The following is an 18,736-nucleotide window of genomic DNA, read 5'->3' on the forward strand; positions in this document are numbered from 1 at the left end:
TCGAGAGTCCAGGTAGTCGCTCAGAGAGGCACTTCCGAGGTGAAGCGTAACCGGTCGATCCGGCGGTTGAAGGTCAGCGCGGACGGCGAGGGTGTGGTGTCTCACGCCGGGGTCGGGATGCTGCGGGAGCTGGCCCAGGACAGCGGGCTGGTCGGCGCGCTGAACGCGGCGCTGGCCGACACCTATCGCGGGCCCTGGCGCCACGGCCCGGGGCGGGTGCTGACCGATTTGGCGGTCGCGATCGCCGACGGGGCCGAAGCCGTCACCGGGATCGAGGTCCTGGGCGACCGGCAGGACGTGTTCGGGCCGGTGGCCTCGATGCCAACCGCCTGGCGGGCGCTGGACCGGGTCGACGCCGAGCACCTGCCGGCGGTGCGGGCCGCTCGGGCGGCAGCGCGGGAGAAGGCCTGGGCCGCCGGCGCGGGCCCGGACCTGTCCCAGGAGCTGGCCATCGACTTCGACGCCACGATCACGATCGCGCACTCAACTGGCATGGGCACAGGTTCGTAGGCGGGATCTCGCCTGTGACCTGGGGACATGGCCCGTTTGTCGTGTCGCGGTACTTCAGGCGGTACTTACATAGGTAAGGTAGTGCCTTCAGATATAAGCCGGGAAGAAGGTGTGCGTGGCCGTCGACGGGTTGCGTCTGGTTCAGGGCGGCGCCGGCCCCGCGGCGGTCATCGACGCGCCGGCGGCGGACCCGGTGGCGTTCCAGGACTCGTGTGTGGAGGCGTTCAAGACTTCCCAGGCGGTGCGAGGGTTCGCTCAGACCACGATGGAGAACAACGCTGGGGTGCTCGACCGCTTCCTCACCGCGTGCGACCGACCCGCGTGGGAAGTCACCGCCGAGGATGTCGACCGGGTCGTTGCCGGGCTTGTCGAGCAGGGCCTGTCGGCTGCGACGCGGCGGGGATATGTCCAGGCGTTCAAGGGATTCCACGCGTTCTTGTCCGCCCGCAAGGCCGGCGAGATCGAAACCGTCTTCGGTGTCCGGCTGGTCGACCCGGTCGACGACTTCAACGCGGCACGCCATGTCGACTCCTCCTCCCCGTCGGCGATCGCCCCGCCCGATGATGAACGGATGGAGGAGTTCTTCGACTTCCTCAAGCAGCGCATCGCCGGGGCGCGTAAGTACGCGGTCGCCGGACGCGACTACGCCTTGTTCCGCACGCTCTACCTCGCCGGGCTGCGGGCAGAGGAGACCGCATCACTCGATCGGGCAGACGTGCACTTCGGTCGCGGCCCGTTCGGCAAGGTTCACGTCCGCTTCGGCAAGGGAGCCAAGACCTCCGGCCCCCGACCCCGGTGGGTCCCCATGCTCGACGGGCTCGACCTCATCCTGAGGTGGTATTTGGAAGAGATCGCCCCTCGGCTGGGCGAGGGGCCGGCACTGTTCTGTGACGAGGGCGGCGGACGGATCAGCCGGGGCACCATCCGCAACCGGTTGGCCTACCTGCTCGTGCTCGAGCAGGCCGCCCGCGGCGAAGACCGCCCAGGCGCGGCGCCCCTGGTCGGGTTCAGCCCACACACGCTGCGCCACGCCTGCGCGACCCGCAACTACGAACGTGGGGTCGACCTCGTCGCCATCCAGCAGATGCTCGGCCACTGGCACGTGGGGACGACGATGCGGTACGTGACACCCTCGGCCACGTTCATCGAAGACGCCTACCGACGGGCGGTCTCGGGAACGCTGGCCGAGCTGGGAGGAGTGCGAGATGGAGATTAGGTGGCGGCTGCGGATGGCCGCGGCCCAGCGGGAAGTCTGGACCGCGGCACAGCTGCGCCGGCTCCTGGCCGAACGCGCGGGCCTCGAGCTGTCCTCGGCGTCGGTATCGGCCCTGTTCGCCAAGCAGCCCAGCCAGGTCAAGCTCGACACCCTTGCCGCGCTCTGCACCGCGCTGGAGTGCACCCCCAACGACCTGATCGAGGTCGACACCACCCCGGTGACGCAGGCGGTGAAGCCGGCCCGGGCCAAGGACGAGCCGAAGGTCGCCCGCGGCCGCTCGATGCCGCCGCTTTGAGCCGCTACCGCACGTGTCGCGACTGCCCGGCACCGGTGAAGTTCAAGGATCGGGACCGCTGCCACGTCTGCCACCGCCGCGCCGAGCGCGCCGCACTGCGGCGGGCCTGCGTCCAGTGCGGGCGCTCACGTCACCTCCAGGACGACGGACGCTGCGCGGGCTGCCGCCGCGCCGCGGCGCCGCGCAAGCCGCCCAAGACCATCACCTGCCGGCACTGCGGCCAGCAACGACGCAACGCCGGGCACGGCCTGTGCAACCGCTGCTCGCTCGCCGACCCGGGGCGCCCGTTTCGATACGCCGCATCCCTGGCCAAACGGCTGCCATCACCCCCGCCGTGGTGGAACCTGCTCGTCGAGTTCGCCGCCGCCCGCCACCACCCCAGCGGGACCATGGCGGTCCTGCGCGAGACCGGACGGGCCTTGACCGCCAACCCGGCAACGACGCCACACCAGCTCCGCCGCGCGGCCGGCGCGCCGATCAGTCCCACGACCGAACGGGTCCTGACCGCGTTCTTCACCAGCCAGGGATTGATCCTCGCGCGGTCAGACACCCGAGAGCGCGCCGCCCTCGCGCGCCAGCGGTACCTCGACGCCGTCCCCGCCCCGCTGGGCCAGGCCGTGGCGCAGTTCAACGACGTCCAGGTCAGCGAGCAGGACCGCCGCACCCGCACCGGAAGACGGACCCTCAGCGACATCACCCTCGCGACCCGACTGCGCATCCTGCGCGATCTCGCCGCCGACATCGGCGCGAACCGCCCGGTCACCGGATGGGCCGAGGTGACCACCGCCGACCTCGAACGCTTCCTCGCCCGCAGCCCCGCCGCCCGGCACCAGCAGACCTACGTCCTGCGGCGCTTCTTCGCCTGGGCCAAAGGTCGTCGGCTCGTCCTGGCCAACCCCGCCCGCGCACTGGCCCTCGGCGCCCAACCGGCCTTCACCGGCATCGTGCTGGATCTGGCGACCCAGCGCGCCCTGTTCCGCCGCTGGACCACGGACACCACCCCGGCCCGGGAGCGACTCGTCGGTCTTCTCGCCCTCCTGCACGCCGCCACCAACGCCCAGATCCGCACGCTCACTCTTGCCGAGGTCGATCACGCACGGCAGGCGCTGACCCTCCACGGTCGCCCCGCCCCGGCACCGATGGACCCCGCGACCTGGGCCGCGATCCAGGCATGCCGCCGCGAGCGGGAGGCGACCGGAACCCTGAACCCTCACCTCATCGTCAGCCGGGTCACCCAAAGCAGAGCCACACCCGTTCACCAGACCTACCTCGCGCGGCTGCTCGCACCAGCCGGCACCAGCCCCGCCCTCTGCCGCCAGACCCGCCTCACCCAGCTCGTCACCGACCTCGACCCCAAGCTCACCGCCACCGTGCTGGGCATGCACGACACCGGGCTCGTGCGATACCTCGCCGACAACGTCGACCGCGACCGACTCCGGCCCACCGCGCCCGGACGCTGAGGCGAACCCGGGCGCTGCAGGCGCCACCTTGCACACCTTGCGCGGAACCTGTGCGAGTTTGAGAAGGAGAACGCGGCCGCGACGTGGAAGCGGACCTTCGGCTTCCACCCGCTGCTGGCGTTCCTGGACCGGCCCGAGATCTCCTGCGGGGAGGCACTGGCAGGGCTGAACCGGGCCGGCAACGCCGGGTCGAACACCGCCGCGGACCACATCACCGTGCTGGACCTGGCGCTTGCGGCGCTGCCGGAGCAGGCCCGGCCACGTCCCGGTGACCCGGACTCGGTACGGGTGCTGGCCCGGTCGGACTCGGCCGGGGCAACGCACGCCTTCGCCGCCGCATGCCGAGACCGCGGGGTTGGCTTCTCCTTCGGCTTCCCCGTCGACTTCCGCATCAAGGACATCGTCGACGCCATCCCCGAGGCGGCCTGGTACCCCGCGATCGAGACCGACGGACTGCGAGAGGGCGCCTGGGTCGCGGAGGTCACCGGCAACGTAGACCTGTCCGCCTGGCCCGAGGGCTCACGGTTGATCCTGCGCAAAGAGCGCCCGCATCCCGGCGCGCAGCTGACCTTCACCGATGTCGACGGCATGCGGATCACCGCGTTCTTGACCGACACCCCACCCGGGGTGGTCCCCGGCCAGCTCGCCGGTCTGGAGCTGCGCCACCGTCAGCACGCCCGCGTCGAGGACCGCATCCGCCAGGCCAAGGCCACCGGGTTGCGGAACCTGCCCTGCCGGGGCTGGGCAGAGAACAACGCCTGGCTCGAGGTCGTCCTGATGGCCACCGACCTGATCGCCTGGACCAAGCTCATCGCCTTCGCCGACCACCCGGTCCTGGCCAAGTGCGAGATCGCCGCGTTCCGCTACCGCGTCCTGCATGTCGCCGCCCGCGTCACCCGCGGCGGCCGCCAGATGCGGCTGCGCATAGACAAGGCCTGGCGCTGGGCCGCCGCGATCGCCACTGGCTGGGGCCGATTACGCACCGCGTTCGGCTGACCCGCCGACACCCTGTCCCGACGACCCGAGGACCACGGAACCCGCCCACCCGGCGCGACAGCCGGGCCTCACCGCTGCCCTGACACCTCAGCGAACGCCAGAACCCACCGATTCCCGGCGAGCCGGTCCCCATCACCGGCCGCATGAAAGACCGAGGTTAGGAACTTGGTTAATCGGCTTCCGACGCCTGCTTGCTTTGACGAGCCTCTCGGACCCGCGCCAAGCGCGCCGGCGACTGATAGACCTCGTCGAGAATCTCGGCCATTAGCTCTATAACCTCCGCCGCTTCCTCCGAAGTGACGGGGTCGGTGAAGTCACCGTGCGCCATGCCGTTGCCGAAGTGCCGAACCTCGTGTGCCTGATCCTTTGTGTGAGTTCTTACGTAGCCGGCCGTACCGAGTGCTTCAATGCGCTGGTACAGATCGCGACCGACAGCACCCTTGTCCTTGGCCGTGGCTTCAACGACGGCTCGTGCTAGGGATCCCGCGGCGCGGTAGGCACCGACCGAGAAGCATAAAGTCGCCTCGCTCGCTGCATCGGCTATGTGTCCGGGCACGTCGATGAACTCCCTACGCTCCCCAGAGCGGGGATACCACTCCTCCCGGCCCCTGAAGGCGTGAACGGAGTGGGACACCCCCTTCGGCTGAATGCTCGAAAGCATGTTCATTCGGCCACAGTTGTCACACGTAAACGCCCGCTCCAGTATATTCAAATCATACGTGTCTAGCTTGAACTCCCCAGTCGCCTCCGTCATGTGGGTTAGTCGCCCGCATCGGCCACACGTAGTGCTCGCCATGGGTCCACCCTACGATCGCGTCCACTACGGCACCGAAGACACGCGCTCATGGCCCCCTATTGTTGCGCTGGCTGTCAATCCGGTACTAACCGTTCGGGTTGTCGGCGTCGCGGCTAGCGTGAAGCTCGCGGGTCCGGGAAGTGGCTGATCCGAAGTGTCGGTGTCCTGGGGCATCCGTGAATGTCTGGCTCTGCCGCTGAGACGGCGAGCTCGGGCGTCGGCCGACGGTCGACTGGCTCGTGCGGGGCAACCGCGCCTCGTTTGGCACGAGGCCGGCGGCACCAGCTTCAGCGGTTGGCCGACCTTACCGGCGCTCTCGTGTCACCCGCGGCGACCACGAACGGGGCAAGTGGAGTCTCGGAGAACTTCCGAGCGTGACCGCCGCCCAAGGTGGTGAACAGTCTGGCGTCGATGGCCGGGCGTGGAGCGAGGGTGTGAGCGGCGATCTCTGTAATAACCCGCTGATTTCACCGTGGGGACGGCATGGGGCTGGCCGCCCAAGTCGCTAGGCTCATCGAGTCTGGCATGGCGCCAGCCGGATGGGGAACGGGGCACCGCACATGGCCGACGGCGGCATCAGGTACGAGACAAAAACCGTGCGGGCTATCCGCGGCACAGAGTCTCGGACCGTGTCGAAGTGGGAGAAGGAAGGTTGGGAGGCTACCTCTCAGCTGCAGGGAAAGCTGCACACGGAGATCACCATTCGTCGGCCCAGGCCGAAGACGCCCTGGCCTCTCATCGCCATCGGCAGTGGGATTCTCGCGGCACTGATCATCGCGATTGTCGTGAACGGGATCATCCGCGAACAGAGCAGCGCCGCGCCACCTGAGACGGCTGCAGACTCCACGAGCGAGAGCGCCCCCACTCCTGGCTCGACACCCTCCGAGGAACCGAGCCCCGCCGAATCGGCCCGACCCGCCGACGTCGCAATCACCCCTGACGGCAACGCGGAACTTGCGGCGGTCCTCAATCTCGGCGACTACTGCGACGTTTCGATCGCAGCCTTCGCGGAGAAGTATCGCGGTCAGACGATCGCCTTCGACGGACACATCGGCGTGATGAACAGCCACGACGGCGCAAGCACGCGTTACGACATCCTGATCGGCGCAGGCGACTTCAGCGAGACCTCAGCACTCGGTCCGTCGTTCCAGTTCCGGGACGTGAACACCACGAGCGACCTGCATTACACCGGCGAGACGCCGGCCACGATTGGCGTAGGCACCAACCTCCGAGTCACGGCCGAGGTCGACCAGTACGAGTCCGGCTCCTGCCTGTTCCTCCTGAAGCCGGTTGAGACGGTATTCCGCTAGTCGGTCCGGTAGCTCGAGGCTCGCTCTTGGATCGACCCGGTGCGAACTCCTTCACGCGTCCCGCCTACGTCCGCACATGCCGCAGACGGCGTGGCGCTGAGTTGCGATAGCTGCGCGGTGCGAAGGGCGCAGAGCGAAGGGACACGGTTGGCGGTGCCTGATTCGCGGCGTGTCACCGAGCGCCACGCCTCGGACACATGATCGAGTGCAGCCATGATCCTGGAGATCGTCACCGCGGGTGGGGCGGCCGTGGCGGCCCTCGTCGCGGCTTGGCAGTTGTGGAACTTGAGGAAAGACGCGTTGGACGCGCGAGTAGCCGAAATCGTCGGCGTCGCGGTTAGCACGAACGTCGTGTTAAATCCAACGCCGGACGAGGTCGTCGGTGGTATTGGCAACTGGATTTATGAATACTCGATAACGAATCCTGGCCGACTTCCGATCAGCCAGGTCGAAGTCTCTGTGGAATTTCCGTGTGCGGTGCGTCGGCGCCGCTGGAACGACGAACTCGAGGAACCTACGAGAACACTGCGCTTACATGTCCCGGTGGTGCCAGCGCATACCACGCACCCTCCTCGCACCCGCAAACTCGCTATCGACGATGCCTTTCGCGATGACTTGAAAGATTCAAAAATCACTATCGAGTTCGACACACCCGACGCAGGTCGCTGGACAAACGTTTGGCCGCGCCCTCCCGGCGTCGCCAGCACTTCCCGGGCTCTCAATCGCCGCCTGAGGCGGTCGCGGGGGCGCGCGGACTAAGGAAGGAGCCCACCGGCTGGACCAGTTCTTGTCGCGTGAGCATCCACTCATGCCGAAACTGCATGAAAGGACTGAATCACTCGAAAGCCTGACGACCCCTACCCCGCGGTCCTTCAACGTGCGCTCGAGCGAGTGGCGGGCAGTGACATGGCGGCCGCACGGGCAACCCTCGAGGACATCCGCTTTCAACCGCAAGCCAAAGTCGCCGAGCGATGGCCCAGCCTACTGGTAATCGCGGGGATCTACGCGCGAGACAAGTATCAGTGCAGGTACTGCGGTGAGAAAGTCATCCTCACACCGGTAATGCGGCTCGTCGCCAGGTTGTTCTCGGACGTGTTTCTGGACCGTTCCCGGTTAAGTGGACAGTGGGGTCCGTAACGCGAGTTCCCTGAACGAAGGGAGTCGACCGTGGGATCAACCCGTCGCAGCTTTACCCCGGAGTACAAGGCCAACGCTGTTAGTTTGGTCCTGAATGATGGCCGAGCGATCGCCGAGGTGGCGCGGAGCATCGGCGTCCATGAGATGACATTGGGGAAATGGGTGAAGAAGGCCCGGGACGAGGGGAAAGAGCCCGAGCGTCCGTTGAACGAGGACGAGCGGGCCGAGCTCGAGCGCCTGCGCGAGGAGAACAAGCGGCTGCGCATGGAGGCGGAGTTCGCAAAAAAAGTGGCGACCTGGTTCGCGAAAGACCAGCGGTGAAGTTTGCTGCGATCGCGGACTGGGCTGACTCGAATGCGTTCCCGGTGTCGTTCATGTGCGACCAGCTCGGGGTGTCGACCTCGGGGTACTACAAGTGGCGCGGCAAGGCCCCCTCGGCCCGTGAGGTCGCCGACGCCGAGCTGATCGAGTTGATCAAGCACCACTACGACCACCTCAACGGCCGGCCGGGGGTGCGGCGCCTGCGCGCCCACCTGGCGGCCGCCGGCCACAAGGTCTCCCACAAGCGGGTCTGGCGGCTGATGCGCGCCGCGGGCCTGAAGGGCCGCCATCCCAAGGCCTGGAAGCGCACCACGGTGCCCGGCGAGAACCCCGTGGGCGCCCCGGACCTGATCGGCCGGGATTTCACCGCCGCCGAGCCGAACACCCGCTGGTGCGGGGACATCACCTACGTGCGCACCTGGGACGGGTGGGCCTACCTGGCCACCGTCATCGACTTGCACTCGCGCATGGTCATCGGCTGGGCCCTCGCGGACCACATGCGCACCGAGCTGGTCACCGATGCCCTGGAGATGGCCATCGCTCACCGCCGCCCACCCAAGGGGGTGATCTTTCACAGCGACCGCGGCACGCAATACACGTCCAAGGATTTCGACAAATTCTGCCGGCGTCACCATGTCCGCCGCTCGCTGGGCCGGACCGGTATCTGCTATGACAATGCCGTCGCGGAATCATTCTTCGCGACCTACAAGAAGGAACTTATCCACACCCGCCCCTGGCCGGCCATCACTGACCTGAAGAAGGCCACGTTCACCTGGATCGAGGAGTACTACAACCGCGCCCGACGCCACTCCACCCTCGGGTATTTGACACCAGCAGAGTATGAACTAGGATTACGACACATCAACGAACTCGCGGCGTAATTCCCCGAGTCCACTTTTTCGGGAACACTCCATTCCCTATCACCCGAATTGGAAGGCAGACGCTACTCATCCTGCGTTCATCACCAGATCGGCGACGCTTGATCACGTCGAGCCGATCGCCCTCGGAGGCGACCCCTTAGCCGAGGGGAACCTCGTGACGGCGTGCTGGGGCTGCAACCGTCGGAAGGGAGACCTCCGCCTGGACGAGCTCGGCTGGGCTCTGCGGGAGCCAGCAGACCCAGACTGGAAGGGCCTAGCGGACCTGTTCGAGCCTGCGTGGATCGGCGCGGGCAGGCCTCTGCTCGGCGAGGACGAGAAGGCATGGATGCGAGCCATCCGCGCCACAGCACCCGATGCAGGGCAGTGATCGCAAGGGGTTGGCGCGCATAGAAATCGCTGCAGTGACTCCGAAGTCACCGCCGCATGGGGCGCGCATGCAGCATGCGCTTATGCCTCGGGCAGCGCGGCCTACGGTGGAGGCTATGGATGCAACCGTGACGCCGGCAGACCTCGCGCGTGAGCTGGGGGTCAGCCAGCGGACGATCCGAAAGTGGCTCCGTGAGCAGGGTTGGCAGAGCGTCCCGTACACCCGTTGGCGGCTCTCACCCGAACAGGCGGCGGAGGTGTCGGCGACGGTTAAAAACGAGGCCATAGCGACGGTCGAAAACGAGGCCACCCCGACAGATTGGGTGGGTGATCTCGGTGGAGGATTGGGCTTTGATCCGGCGGCTGGTCGCGGACGGTGTTCCGCAGCGTCAGGTCGCGAAGGATCTTGGGGTGGGACGGTCGACGGTGGCGCGGGCGCTGGCTTCGGACCGGCCGCCGAAGTACGAGCGGGCGGCGGTGGTGACGGCGTTCGCGCCGTTTGAGCCGTTGGTGCGCCAGCTCCTGGCGGCGACGCCGGACATGCCGGCCACGGTGATCGCCGAGCGGGTTGGCTGGACCGGATCGATCAGCTGGTTCCGTGAGCACGTGCGTCGGCTGCGGCCCGAGCATGTACCGGTCGACCCCTCGGACCGGTTGACCTGGCTGCCCGGTGACGCGGCGCAGTGCGACCTGTGGTTCCCGCCGAAGAAGATCCCGCTGGAGGACGGCAGCGACATGCTGCTGCCGGTCATGGTGATCACCGCGACGCATTCGCGGTTCATGGTCGGGCGGATGATCCCGACCCGGCACACCCAGGACCTGCTGTTGGGGATGTGGGAGCTGCTGCAGATGCTCGGCCGTGTGCCGCGGCGGCTGATCTGGGACAACGAGTCCGGCATCGGTCGCGGGAAACGGCACGCTGAGGGCGTCGGCGCGTTCACCGGCGCCCTGGCCACCACGCTGGTGCGGCTCAAGCCGTACGACCCTCTCTTAACCGGCTAATTGAGGTAGGAGCTCGGTAGAAACGCCGGATCTCCCGGGGTGTTTGACCGCCGGTGATCCGGCTGGGATACCTACGTCTCATGAGCAACGACGCTCTGGTGGTGCAGTGCACCGACGGCGAGTGGCAACTGGCCGGTCCCGCCGCGGGCGGATTCGGCCTGGTCAACGAGTTCTTGGGGTATCTGGCCGACCGGAACTACTCGCCGCGGACCCGGCGCGCCTACGCCTTCGATCTTCTCGCGTTCGCGCGGTGGCTTCATGGCGAGGGCGTGGCGCTCGATGAGGTCGACACCGACGTGCTGTTGCGGTTCCTGACCGCGTGCCGGGAGGCGGTGTTGCCCGGCCGGCCCGGCGGTAACGTCTTCTCCATCCGGGATGGCCGCAACATCGGCTACGCGCCGACGACCATCAACCGTCGCCTCGCCGCGATCTCGGCGATGTTCACCTTCCGGCAGATGCGCGATCCGGGCGCGCGCAACCCGGCGCCGTCGGGACGACACGCTCGGTCGGTGTCCCGGGCGCCGCGGACCGGGCTGCTCGCGCACGTGGCCAAGCCGCGTTCCCGCTCACCGCTGCGGGTCCGGGAACCGCGCCGGCTGCCCCGCGGGTTGACGGCCCGGGAGTCCACCGAGCTGCTGGCCAGCTTCCGCACCTGGCGCGACCGCGCGATCGCGGGGTTGATGCTGCTCTCCGGGTTGCGTTCGGCCGAGGTGCTGGGCCTGGACGTCAGGGACGTCGATATTGCGCGGCGGTGGGTGCGGGTGATTGGCAAGGGCGACAAGGAACGGCGGGTGCCGATCGACCACGACGTCGCCGGCGCCATCCAGATCTATCTGCTCGTCGAGCGTCCGGAGACCGACGCCCCCGCGCTGTTCGTCGTCGCGAAGGGGCCCAACCGCGGCCAGCGGCTGAGCGTGGCGGGGCTGCGCACCATCTTCCGCTACCACCGGGCCAGGGCCGGGGTGCCGGCGGGACACCCCCACGCGCTGCGGCACTCCTTCGGCACCGCGCTGGCCGAGGCCGGTGTGGATCTGTCGGTCATCCAGGCGCTCATGGGCCACGACCACGTCGATTCCTCCGCCGCCTACATCCACCTGGCCCCCTCGTATCTGCGTGAGGAGTTCGATGCTGCCCGTTCGCGCCTGCGCGCCCGCACATGACGTCGACCTGCTGGCGGCCTTCACCGAGCACGCCGCCCGCACGGGCCTGCACGGCCGCAACCAGCAGTGGGCGGCACACGCCTTCTTGCGCCGCTGGCCCGACCCACAGGACTGGGCGGCCGAGCCGCTGACCACCCGCCTCGCCCTGCCCACCGCGGCGGGCTCGTTCCTGATGTTCCTGCTGCTCGGCGGCCACCTGCGGCCGGGCTATGACTACCTGCTGCGGCGCAAGCTCACGAGCTTTTGGCGGGAGGCGCCGCACGGGCCGATGGCCGCGGACCTCGAACGCTTCCTCGCCGCCGCGGCCGAGCTGGGGTTCACCGAACGGACCCGCAGCGCCGTCGGCTCCCAGGTCGTCGGCCGCCTGCTCATCCAGACCGGACAGCCGCTCGATCAACTCACCGAGGACGACCTCGACGACCTGCTCGACGCGTGCCGGCAGCGCCAGGACGCCGAGCACACCGGGCTCAGGCACTACGTCCGGGCCGTTCGCACCACCCGGCAGGTCCTCTTCCATCTCGGCGTCCTGGCCACCCCGCCGCTCAACGCCGCCACGCTGCTGCGGCAAAGCTTCCCCGAGCGGATGCGCGACGCCACCGAGGTCCTGCGGCCGGTCTTCGTGGCCTACCTCGACCGGCTGCTGGCCACGCACACGCGCTCGACGGTGACCGGCACCGCGAGCCGGCTCAACCACTTCGCCGCCCACCTGGCCCGGGTGGAACCAGGCCTGACCACCCTGGCCGACCTGGACCGGCGCCGACACATCGAGACCTACCTGACCATGACCGCCACCGGGCGCAGCTCCCGCGGCGGCGGCCCGCTGTCGGCCTCCGAGCGCCGCGGCCGGGTGCTGGCGATCCACTGCATGCTCAACGACATCGCCGAATGGGGCTGGCCCGACGCCCCGGCCCAGCGGCTGGTCTTCCGCTCCGACCTGCCCAAGCTGCCCCGCTCCCTGCCGCGCTATCTGCCACCAGACACCGACCGGCGCCTCGCCGCCGCGCTGGAGGCCTGCCCGGACAGGTTGGCCGCCGACGCCCTGCTGCTCCAGCGGGCCACCGGCCTGCGCATCGGTGAGCTCGTCGACCTCGAGCTGGACTGCGTCCACGAGATCCCCGGCGAGGGCGCCTGGCTGAAGGTCCCGCTCGGCAAGCTCGCCACCGAACGGATGGTCCCCCTGGACGAGGAGACCCTCGCCCTGGTCGACCGCATCGTCGCCACCCGCTCGCCCGGACGCCCGCTGCCGCACCCGCGCACCGGCCGGCCCACCGACTTCCTGCTGACCCATCACGGCCAGCGGGTCTCCGCCTACCAGCTCCGTGACGTCCTGACCCGGGTCTGCAGCCAGGCCGGCCTGCCGCACACCACCCCGCACCAGCTCCGGCACACCTACGCCACCACGCTGGTCAACGCCGGGGTGTCGCTGCAAAGTCTCATGGCCCTGCTCGGGCACGTCTCGGCAGAAATGAGCCTGCGCTACGGCCGCCTGTTCGACTCCACCGTCAAGGCCGAGTACGAACGCGCCCTCACCGCCGCCAAGGACCACCTGGGCGCCCTGCCCTGCGAACCGCCCGGCAGCCGCAGCGGCCTGCCCGTAGCGGACCAGGACTGGCGGACAGGGCCGGGTATCAAGGCACGCCTGGGCGGCGGGTTCTGCGTCCGCGCTCCGGCCCAGGGCCCTTGCGCCTACGCCAACATCTGCGAGCACTGCCCCAGCTTCCGCACCGACATCACCTTCCTGCCCGTGCTCACCGCCCAACGCGCCGACGTCCAAGCCCTGGCCAGCGATGCGGAGGCCCGCGGCTGGGAAAGCGAGATCGAACGACACCGCCGCCTCATCGACCGGCTCGACGCCCACATCGAACGGACCGGAGCTTGATGACCACCGACCACCGGCCCCAGGACGTCGAGGACGCCTGCGCTGCCCTGCTCGCCGACGGCCGCCGCGTCACCTTCGACGCCGTCGCAGCCCATACCGGCATCGGCCGCGCCACGCTCTACCGCCGCCCCGATCTCCGCGCGATCATCGAGGACCACCGATCCCGCGGCAGGCATGCCCCCGGCCTTACCGGCATCAGCACCGACCTGAACCATCTACGCACCGCGCTCGAGGAACTCGCCACCAAGGTCCGCCGCCACGAAGAAGAGCTCCGCAAGCTTCGACGGACCTCACCAGCTACCTCCACCACACCCCGGAGAAGCAGGGATTAGCCGGTTAACCGGAGTCCAAGGGCATCGTGGAGCGGCGCAACGGGTTCTTCGAGACCTCGTTCATGCCCGGGCGGACCTTTGCCTCGCCGGCCGACTTCAACAGCCAGTTCACCGACTGGTTGCAGGTCGCGAACGCCAGGGTCGTGCGCACCATCAAGGCCAGGCCGGTCGACCGGTTCGACGCGGACCGGGCCGCGATGCTCCCGCTGCCACCGGTCGCGCCGGCGCTCGGGTGGGTCAACCGGGTCCGGCTGGGACGGGACTACTACGTCCGTGTCGACTCAACGGACTACTCGGTAGACCCGGCGGTGATCGGCCGATTCGTCGACGTGACCGCGGACCTGACCCGGGTCGAGGTCCGCCACGCCGGGCGCCTGGTCGCCGCCCACGACCGGGTCTGGGCACGTGGGATGACCATCACCGACCCCGCCCACGTGGCAGCAGCGAAGGTGCTGCGTGAGCAGTTCCAGCGGCCCCGGCCCGTAGTTGATCCCGACGACGGGCTGGTGCGGGATCTGGCCGACTACGACCGCGCCTTCGGCCTGACCGGCGCCGGCCTCCCCGATGGCCTCACCGACGGCGAGGAGGTGGCCTGATGGCCGGCAAGACGGACGCGGCCGAGGCGCTGAAGCAGCTGACCTACCTGGCAGCAGCGTTGAAGGCGCCCCGGATCACCGAGGCAGCCGGCCGGCTCGCCGACCACGCCCGTGACGCCGGCTGGACGCACGAGGAGTACCTCGCCGCGGTCCTCGACCGCGAGGTCGCCGCCCGCAACGCCTCCGGCGCCCAGCTGCGGATCCGGGCCGCCGGGTTCGGTTCCCGAAAGACGCTCGAGGAGTTCGACTGGGACGCCCAACCCACCGTCCGTCAGCAGATCGCCGCTCTGGCGTCGGGCGGGTTCCTCACCGAAGCACGCAACGTCGTCCTCCTCGGCCCGCCCGGCACCGGCAAGACCCACCTGGCCACCGGCCTGGGCATCGCGGCCGCCCACCACGGCCACCGGGTGCTGTTCGCGACCGCGACCGAGTGGATCACCCGACTCACCGACGCCCACCGGGCGGGCCGGCTACCCCACGAGCTCACCCGGCTGCGGCGCTACGGCCTGATCATCGTCGACCTATGCCGATGTCGCGACTATGGCGAGGGTCGTGACCGAGCGGTACCGGCGACCGTGATGACACGGCGGTTCCTGCGCCCTGCCGGCCCTTGCTCGCCTCGGCATAGTTCCGGGCTGAGAGCAGCCTCGTTCGTGGGAGCACCGCGCTCCCGTGAAGGAGGCGAGTGCAATGTCAGGAACGCGGCGGAAGCCCGGGCAACTCGGCCCACACGTCGAGGGCTATCGGTCTTGGTTGGCGCAGCGGGGGTACACGCCCGGGACGATCCGGAACATGCTCAAGGATCTCGGTCGGGTCGGTCGGTGGCTCTCCGGGGAGGGTCAGGTCGCCGGTCAGCTCAACGAGGAGCGGATGGAGGCGTTTCGCGCTTCCCTGGGAGCGGCCGGCCGGCGCAGAGTTCCCGGGACGCGCGCGTTGGCGCCACTGTTGGGCTATCTCCGCGAGGTCGGGGTCGCCCCGGCGGCGCAGCCGTCACCGACGGCGTTGGGTGAACTGCTGAGGTGCTACCGGTCCTGGATGGTTCAGGAACGAGGCTTGGCCCCGACAACGGTGCTGCGTTATGAGAACACCGCACGCCGCTTCCTGCAGGAGCAGGCAACCGGAGATGGGGTGTTTGCACCCTCGGCCCTGACCGGCGAGGACGTTAACGCGTTCCTCCTGCGTGAGTGCGCTCGGGTCTCGTCCGGGGCGGCGAAGGGGCGGGTCGCCGAGCTCCGCTCGGTCTTGAGGTTCTTGTACTTGCAGGAGATCACGCCGCTAGGGCTTGGGTCGGCCGTGCCTGGGGTGGGTGGGTGGCGGTTGGCCACGCTGCCGCCCACGGTCAGCGCCGCGGACGTCCAGCTGCTACTCGACAGCTGTGACCGCAACACCTCGGTAGGCCTGCGCGACTTCGCGATGATGACCGTGGTCGCGCGGCTGGGGCTGCGGTCCATCGAGGTCGCCCGGCTGGAACTGCGGGACGTGGAGTGGCGAGCCGGTGAGCTCCTGGTCCGTGGCAAGGGCCGCAGGCAGGACCGGCTACCGCTGCTGGCGGACGTCGGCGAAGCGTTCGCCGACTACCTCTCGGCCGGCCGCAACCCTGCCGGGGCCCGTCACGTCTTCTTGACCTGTCGTGCTCCCCGCGGACCGATCCGCGCCGACCTCGTCGGTGATGTGGTCGAGCGGGCCTGCAAACGAGCCGGGCAGCCGGTGGTCGGACCACACCGGCTCCGGCACGCCCTGGCTGGCGATCTGCTTCGTCACGGTGGAGTGTTCCCGAAAAAGTGGACTCGGGGAATTACGCCGCGAGTTCGTTGATGTGTCGTAATCCTAGTTCATACTCTGCTGGTGTCAAATACCCGAGGGTGGAGTGGCGTCGGGCGCGGTTGTAGTACTCCTCGATCCAGGTGAACGTGGCCTTCTTCAGGTCAGTGATGGCCGGCCAGGGGCGGGTGTGGATAAGTTCCTTCTTGTAGGTCGCGAAGAATGATTCCGCGACGGCATTGTCATAGCAGATACCGGCTCATCGGAGAATCGGTGGGGTGAGGCCGCCTCCGACGAGGAGCATCCTGAGTCGGTAGTTGTCCTTGTTGCGGAAGCCGCGGGCGATGCGGCGGTGGAGCTCGATGATCCCGTTCAGGGCCTCGGTGCCGCCGTTGCTGGCGCGGTTGGTGGTGAAGTAGCCGAGGAACTGGGTCTTCCACCGGCGCAGGGTCCGGCCCAGGCGGGCGACCTCGGGGACCGGGCAGGTGTGGAAGGTGGCGACGATGTGCTCGGCGACCTTCCTCGCCTCCGCGAGGTCGGGAAGGTGGTAGACCGAGCGGAGGCGCTGGTAGCACTGCCAGGCCAGGAGGACCTCACCGTCGGGGTCGCCAGCGGGTAGGTCCCGTTCGAGGCGGTCCCACTGCCGGCTGGTGAGCCGGTCCGCGCCGGCGCGCAGGACGTTGCGGACCTTGTACAGCGGGTCGTCCCGGCGGCCGCGGTGGCCGGTGGTGTGCTGCTGGACGCGGCGGCGGACCTCGTCCACGACGTCGACACCGAGCTTGGTGACGTGGAAGGCGTCCAGCACCGCGGCGGCGTCCTCGAGCTCGGCGTCGATGGCGTTCTGGTACCCGCGGAAGGGGTCCAGGGTCGCGACCTTGACCCCGGCGGTGAAGGTAGGCCCGCGGTCCTGGAGCCACTTCTCGTAGACCTTCCCCGACCGGCCTGGCACCAGGTCGAGCAGCTTCGCCCGGGTGCGGCCCGTGGCGTCGCGGGTCAGGTCGACCATCCCGGTCATCTCTTTGGGGCCCTTGTCCTTGATCCGGTGCGGGGTGTGGTGCCACACGTGCTCGTCCACTCCCAAGGCGTTGACGCCGGCGAAGCGGGACTCGTCCTTCGCCATCGCGTCGAGCTCGGGGCGGACGGTGTCCCACAGGGTGTGCCAGTCGACGCCGAGCTGGCGGGCCAGGCCGGCGATGGAGGCGTGCTCGCGGCGCAGCTGTCCGATCGCCCACCGCACCGCCCGGGCGGTCAACTTGGCCCCACCGATGACGAGGTCGGCGACGTCCTCCGAGAACGAGCCGGCCGGGCAGCCCGGGTCCGGGCACACCCAGGTCCGCCGCCGCCACACCACCGTCACGGGCGCGGCGTGGGAGGGGACGTCGTGCAGGACCCGGACCCGCCGGCCGTGCCCGACCGCGACCACACCGCACCGTCGGCACCCCTCGACCCGCGGCGGTGTCTCGACTGTCAGCACCAGACCGGTCTCGGTACGTCGGACGTCTGTCACATGCACGCCCGCGATGCCGAACAGGGTGTCAGTACGCGAGCAGTAGGTGCCGCCGCGAAGGCAGCACGACGTAGGGTGATCCACCGTCGAGGTCCTCTTCGAACAGGTTGCTTGGTCGCTCCTGATCGTGAGGACCTCGACCCCTATTCAGATGGAACTCGTCCCAGTCGGCGTGTCACCCCACCCCACCGATTCTCCGAAGAGCCCAGATACCGGTCCGGCCCAGCGAGCGGCGGACATGGTGACGCCGGCAGAATTTGTCGAAATCCTTGGACGTGTATTGCGTGCCGCGGTCGCTGTGAAAGATCACCCCCTTGGGTGGGCGGCGGTGAGCGATGGCCATCTCCAGGGCATCGGTGACCAGCTCGGTGCGCATGTGGTCCGCGAGGGCCCAGCCGATGACCATGCGCGAGTGCAAGTCGATGACGGTGGCCAGGTAGGCCCACCCGTCCCAGGTGCGCACGTAGGTGATGTCCCCGCACCAGCGGGTGTTCGGCTCGGCGGCGGTGAAATCCCGGCCGATCAGGTCCGGGGCGCCCACGGGGTTCTCGCCGGGCACCGTGGTGCGCTTCCAGGCCTTGGGATGGCGGCCCTTCAGGCCCGCGGCGCGCATCAGCCGCCAGACCCGCTTGTGGGAGACCTTGTGGCCGGCGGCCGCCAGGTGGGCGCGCAGGCGCCGCACCCCCGGCCGGCCGTTGAGGTGGTCGTAGTGGTGCTTGATCAACTCGATCAGCTCGGCGTCGGCGACCTCACGGGCCGAGGGGGCCTTGCCGCGCCACTTGTAGTACCCCGAGGTCGACACCCCGAGCTGGTCGCACATGAACGACACCGGGAACGCATTCGAGTCAGCCCAGTCCGCGATCGCAGCAAACTTCACCGCTGGTCTTTCGCGAACCAGGTCGCCACTTTTTTTGCGAACTCCGCCTCCATGCGCAGCCGCTTGTTCTCCTCGCGCAGGCGCTCGAGCTCGGCCCGCTCGTCCTCGTTCAACGGACGCTCGGGCTCTTTCCCCTCGTCCCGGGCCTTCTTCACCCATTTCCCCAATGTCATCTCATGGACGCCGATGCTCCGCGCCACCTCGGCGATCGCTCGGCCATCATTCAGGACCAAACTAACAGCGTTGGCCTTGTACTCCGGGGTAAAGCTGCGACGGGTTGATCCCACGGTCGACTCCCTTCGTTCAGGGAACTCGCGTTACGGACCCCACTGTC

Annotated in this window: 18 protein-coding genes and 5 pseudogenes; 18 read left to right on the forward strand and 5 right to left on the reverse strand. The window is 68.8% G+C overall.

Translation table 11 applies throughout. The annotated features are described in order from the left end of the window. Positions 1 to 39 precede the first annotated feature (39 nt). The 5 genes and pseudogenes from EDD32_RS02085 to EDD32_RS02105 all read left to right on the forward strand — a co-directional run. A pseudogene (locus EDD32_RS02085) lies at positions 40 to 486 on the forward strand (transposase); the annotation flags it as partial. 139 nt (positions 487 to 625) lie between these two features. Further along, positions 626 to 1,726 (forward strand): tyrosine-type recombinase/integrase, encoded by a 1,101-nt coding sequence (locus EDD32_RS02090; protein WP_123914193.1) that lies wholly within the window; start codon positions 626 to 628, stop codon positions 1,724 to 1,726. After that, the gene (locus EDD32_RS02095) at positions 1,716 to 2,021 is read left to right on the forward strand and encodes a helix-turn-helix domain-containing protein (protein WP_123914195.1); all 306 of its coding nucleotides are present in this window, start codon (positions 1,716 to 1,718) and stop codon (positions 2,019 to 2,021) included. Before EDD32_RS02090 ends, EDD32_RS02095 begins: the two co-directional genes overlap by 11 nt. Before the next feature lie 35 nt (positions 2,022 to 2,056). Beyond that, positions 2,057 to 3,481: a site-specific integrase gene (locus EDD32_RS02100; RefSeq protein ID WP_123914197.1), complete on the forward strand. Its 1,425-nt coding sequence runs from the start codon at positions 2,057 to 2,059 to the stop codon at positions 3,479 to 3,481. A 63-nt stretch (positions 3,482 to 3,544) separates the two neighbouring features. Continuing rightward, positions 3,545 to 4,477 (forward strand): annotated as a pseudogene (locus tag EDD32_RS02105) (IS1380 family transposase); the annotation flags it as partial. Positions 4,478 to 4,646: 169 nt separating this feature from the next. On the opposite strand, the gene EDD32_RS02110 reads toward EDD32_RS02105, so the two are convergent. Next, positions 4,647 to 5,231, reverse strand: coding sequence for a DUF4145 domain-containing protein (locus EDD32_RS02110; RefSeq protein WP_211338697.1), 585 nt, complete (start codon positions 5,229 to 5,231; stop codon positions 4,647 to 4,649). Positions 5,232 to 5,902: 671 nt separating this feature from the next. On the opposite strand from EDD32_RS02110, the gene EDD32_RS02115 reads away from it, so the two are divergent. From EDD32_RS02115 to EDD32_RS02170, 13 genes and pseudogenes are all read left to right on the forward strand, one after another. After that, positions 5,903 to 6,583, forward strand: a complete 681-nt coding sequence (locus EDD32_RS02115; protein WP_170175165.1) for a DUF4839 domain-containing protein — start codon at positions 5,903 to 5,905, stop codon at positions 6,581 to 6,583. Positions 6,584 to 6,796: 213 nt separating this feature from the next. After that, positions 6,797 to 7,342, forward strand: a complete 546-nt coding sequence (locus tag EDD32_RS02120; RefSeq protein ID WP_123914201.1) for a hypothetical protein — start codon at positions 6,797 to 6,799, stop codon at positions 7,340 to 7,342. 408 nt (positions 7,343 to 7,750) lie between these two features. Then, positions 7,751 to 8,041 (forward strand): transposase, encoded by a 291-nt coding sequence (locus EDD32_RS19020; protein WP_123914217.1) that lies wholly within the window; start codon positions 7,751 to 7,753, stop codon positions 8,039 to 8,041. Beyond that, positions 8,038 to 8,922, forward strand: coding sequence for an IS3 family transposase (locus EDD32_RS02125; RefSeq protein ID WP_211338698.1), 885 nt, complete (start codon positions 8,038 to 8,040; stop codon positions 8,920 to 8,922). The genes EDD32_RS19020 and EDD32_RS02125 overlap by 4 nt, the downstream gene beginning before the upstream one ends. A gap of 79 nt (positions 8,923 to 9,001) precedes the next feature. Continuing rightward, the gene (locus EDD32_RS19960; RefSeq protein ID WP_425459493.1) at positions 9,002 to 9,289 is read left to right on the forward strand and encodes an HNH endonuclease; all 288 of its coding nucleotides are present in this window, start codon (positions 9,002 to 9,004) and stop codon (positions 9,287 to 9,289) included. A 115-nt stretch (positions 9,290 to 9,404) separates the two neighbouring features. After that, positions 9,405 to 9,491 (forward strand): annotated as a pseudogene (locus EDD32_RS19965) (helix-turn-helix domain-containing protein); the annotation flags it as partial. 124 nt (positions 9,492 to 9,615) lie between these two features. Next, positions 9,616 to 10,290, forward strand: a complete 675-nt coding sequence (locus EDD32_RS02140; protein WP_246005933.1) for a helix-turn-helix domain-containing protein — start codon at positions 9,616 to 9,618, stop codon at positions 10,288 to 10,290. Between the two features lie 80 nt (positions 10,291 to 10,370). After that, positions 10,371 to 11,450, forward strand: a complete 1,080-nt coding sequence (locus tag EDD32_RS02145) for a tyrosine-type recombinase/integrase (RefSeq protein WP_123914205.1) — start codon at positions 10,371 to 10,373, stop codon at positions 11,448 to 11,450. After that, positions 11,416 to 13,329 (forward strand): tyrosine-type recombinase/integrase, encoded by a 1,914-nt coding sequence (locus EDD32_RS02150; RefSeq protein ID WP_123914207.1) that lies wholly within the window; start codon positions 11,416 to 11,418, stop codon positions 13,327 to 13,329. Before EDD32_RS02145 ends, EDD32_RS02150 begins: the two co-directional genes overlap by 35 nt. Beyond that, entirely contained in the window at positions 13,329 to 13,661 is a 333-nt protein-coding gene (locus EDD32_RS02155; protein ID WP_123914209.1) for a DNA-binding protein, read from the forward strand. Before EDD32_RS02150 ends, EDD32_RS02155 begins: the two co-directional genes overlap by 1 nt. An 8-nt stretch (positions 13,662 to 13,669) precedes the next feature. Next, positions 13,670 to 14,257, forward strand: a pseudogene (locus EDD32_RS02160) (Mu transposase domain-containing protein); the annotation flags it as partial. Next, positions 14,257 to 14,778, forward strand: a pseudogene (locus tag EDD32_RS02165) (ATP-binding protein); the annotation flags it as partial. The pseudogenes EDD32_RS02160 and EDD32_RS02165, both read left to right, overlap by 1 nt. A gap of 271 nt (positions 14,779 to 15,049) precedes the next feature. Further along, the gene (locus EDD32_RS02170) at positions 15,050 to 16,072 is read left to right on the forward strand and encodes a tyrosine-type recombinase/integrase (protein WP_246005934.1); all 1,023 of its coding nucleotides are present in this window, start codon (positions 15,050 to 15,052) and stop codon (positions 16,070 to 16,072) included. On the opposite strand, the gene EDD32_RS19970 is transcribed toward EDD32_RS02170, so the two are convergent. The 4 genes from EDD32_RS19970 to EDD32_RS02190 form a co-directional block, all read right to left on the reverse strand. Next, positions 16,053 to 16,271, reverse strand: a complete 219-nt coding sequence (locus EDD32_RS19970) for an integrase core domain-containing protein (protein ID WP_123920074.1) — start codon at positions 16,269 to 16,271, stop codon at positions 16,053 to 16,055. The genes EDD32_RS02170 and EDD32_RS19970 overlap by 20 nt on opposite strands. A gap of 6 nt (positions 16,272 to 16,277) precedes the next feature. Beyond that, positions 16,278 to 17,609, reverse strand: coding sequence for an ISL3 family transposase (locus EDD32_RS02180; RefSeq protein ID WP_425459468.1), 1,332 nt, complete (start codon positions 17,607 to 17,609; stop codon positions 16,278 to 16,280). Between the two features lie 91 nt (positions 17,610 to 17,700). Then, positions 17,701 to 18,402, reverse strand: a complete 702-nt coding sequence (locus tag EDD32_RS02185) for an IS3 family transposase (protein WP_170175167.1) — start codon at positions 18,400 to 18,402, stop codon at positions 17,701 to 17,703. Continuing rightward, positions 18,399 to 18,689, reverse strand: a complete 291-nt coding sequence (locus EDD32_RS02190; protein WP_123914217.1) for a transposase — start codon at positions 18,687 to 18,689, stop codon at positions 18,399 to 18,401. The genes EDD32_RS02185 and EDD32_RS02190 overlap by 4 nt, the downstream gene beginning before the upstream one ends. Between the last annotated feature and the right edge of the window lie 47 nt (positions 18,690 to 18,736).

The organism is Georgenia muralis (assembly GCF_003814705.1).
Classification (GTDB): Bacteria; Actinomycetota; Actinomycetes; order Actinomycetales; family Actinomycetaceae; genus Georgenia; species Georgenia muralis.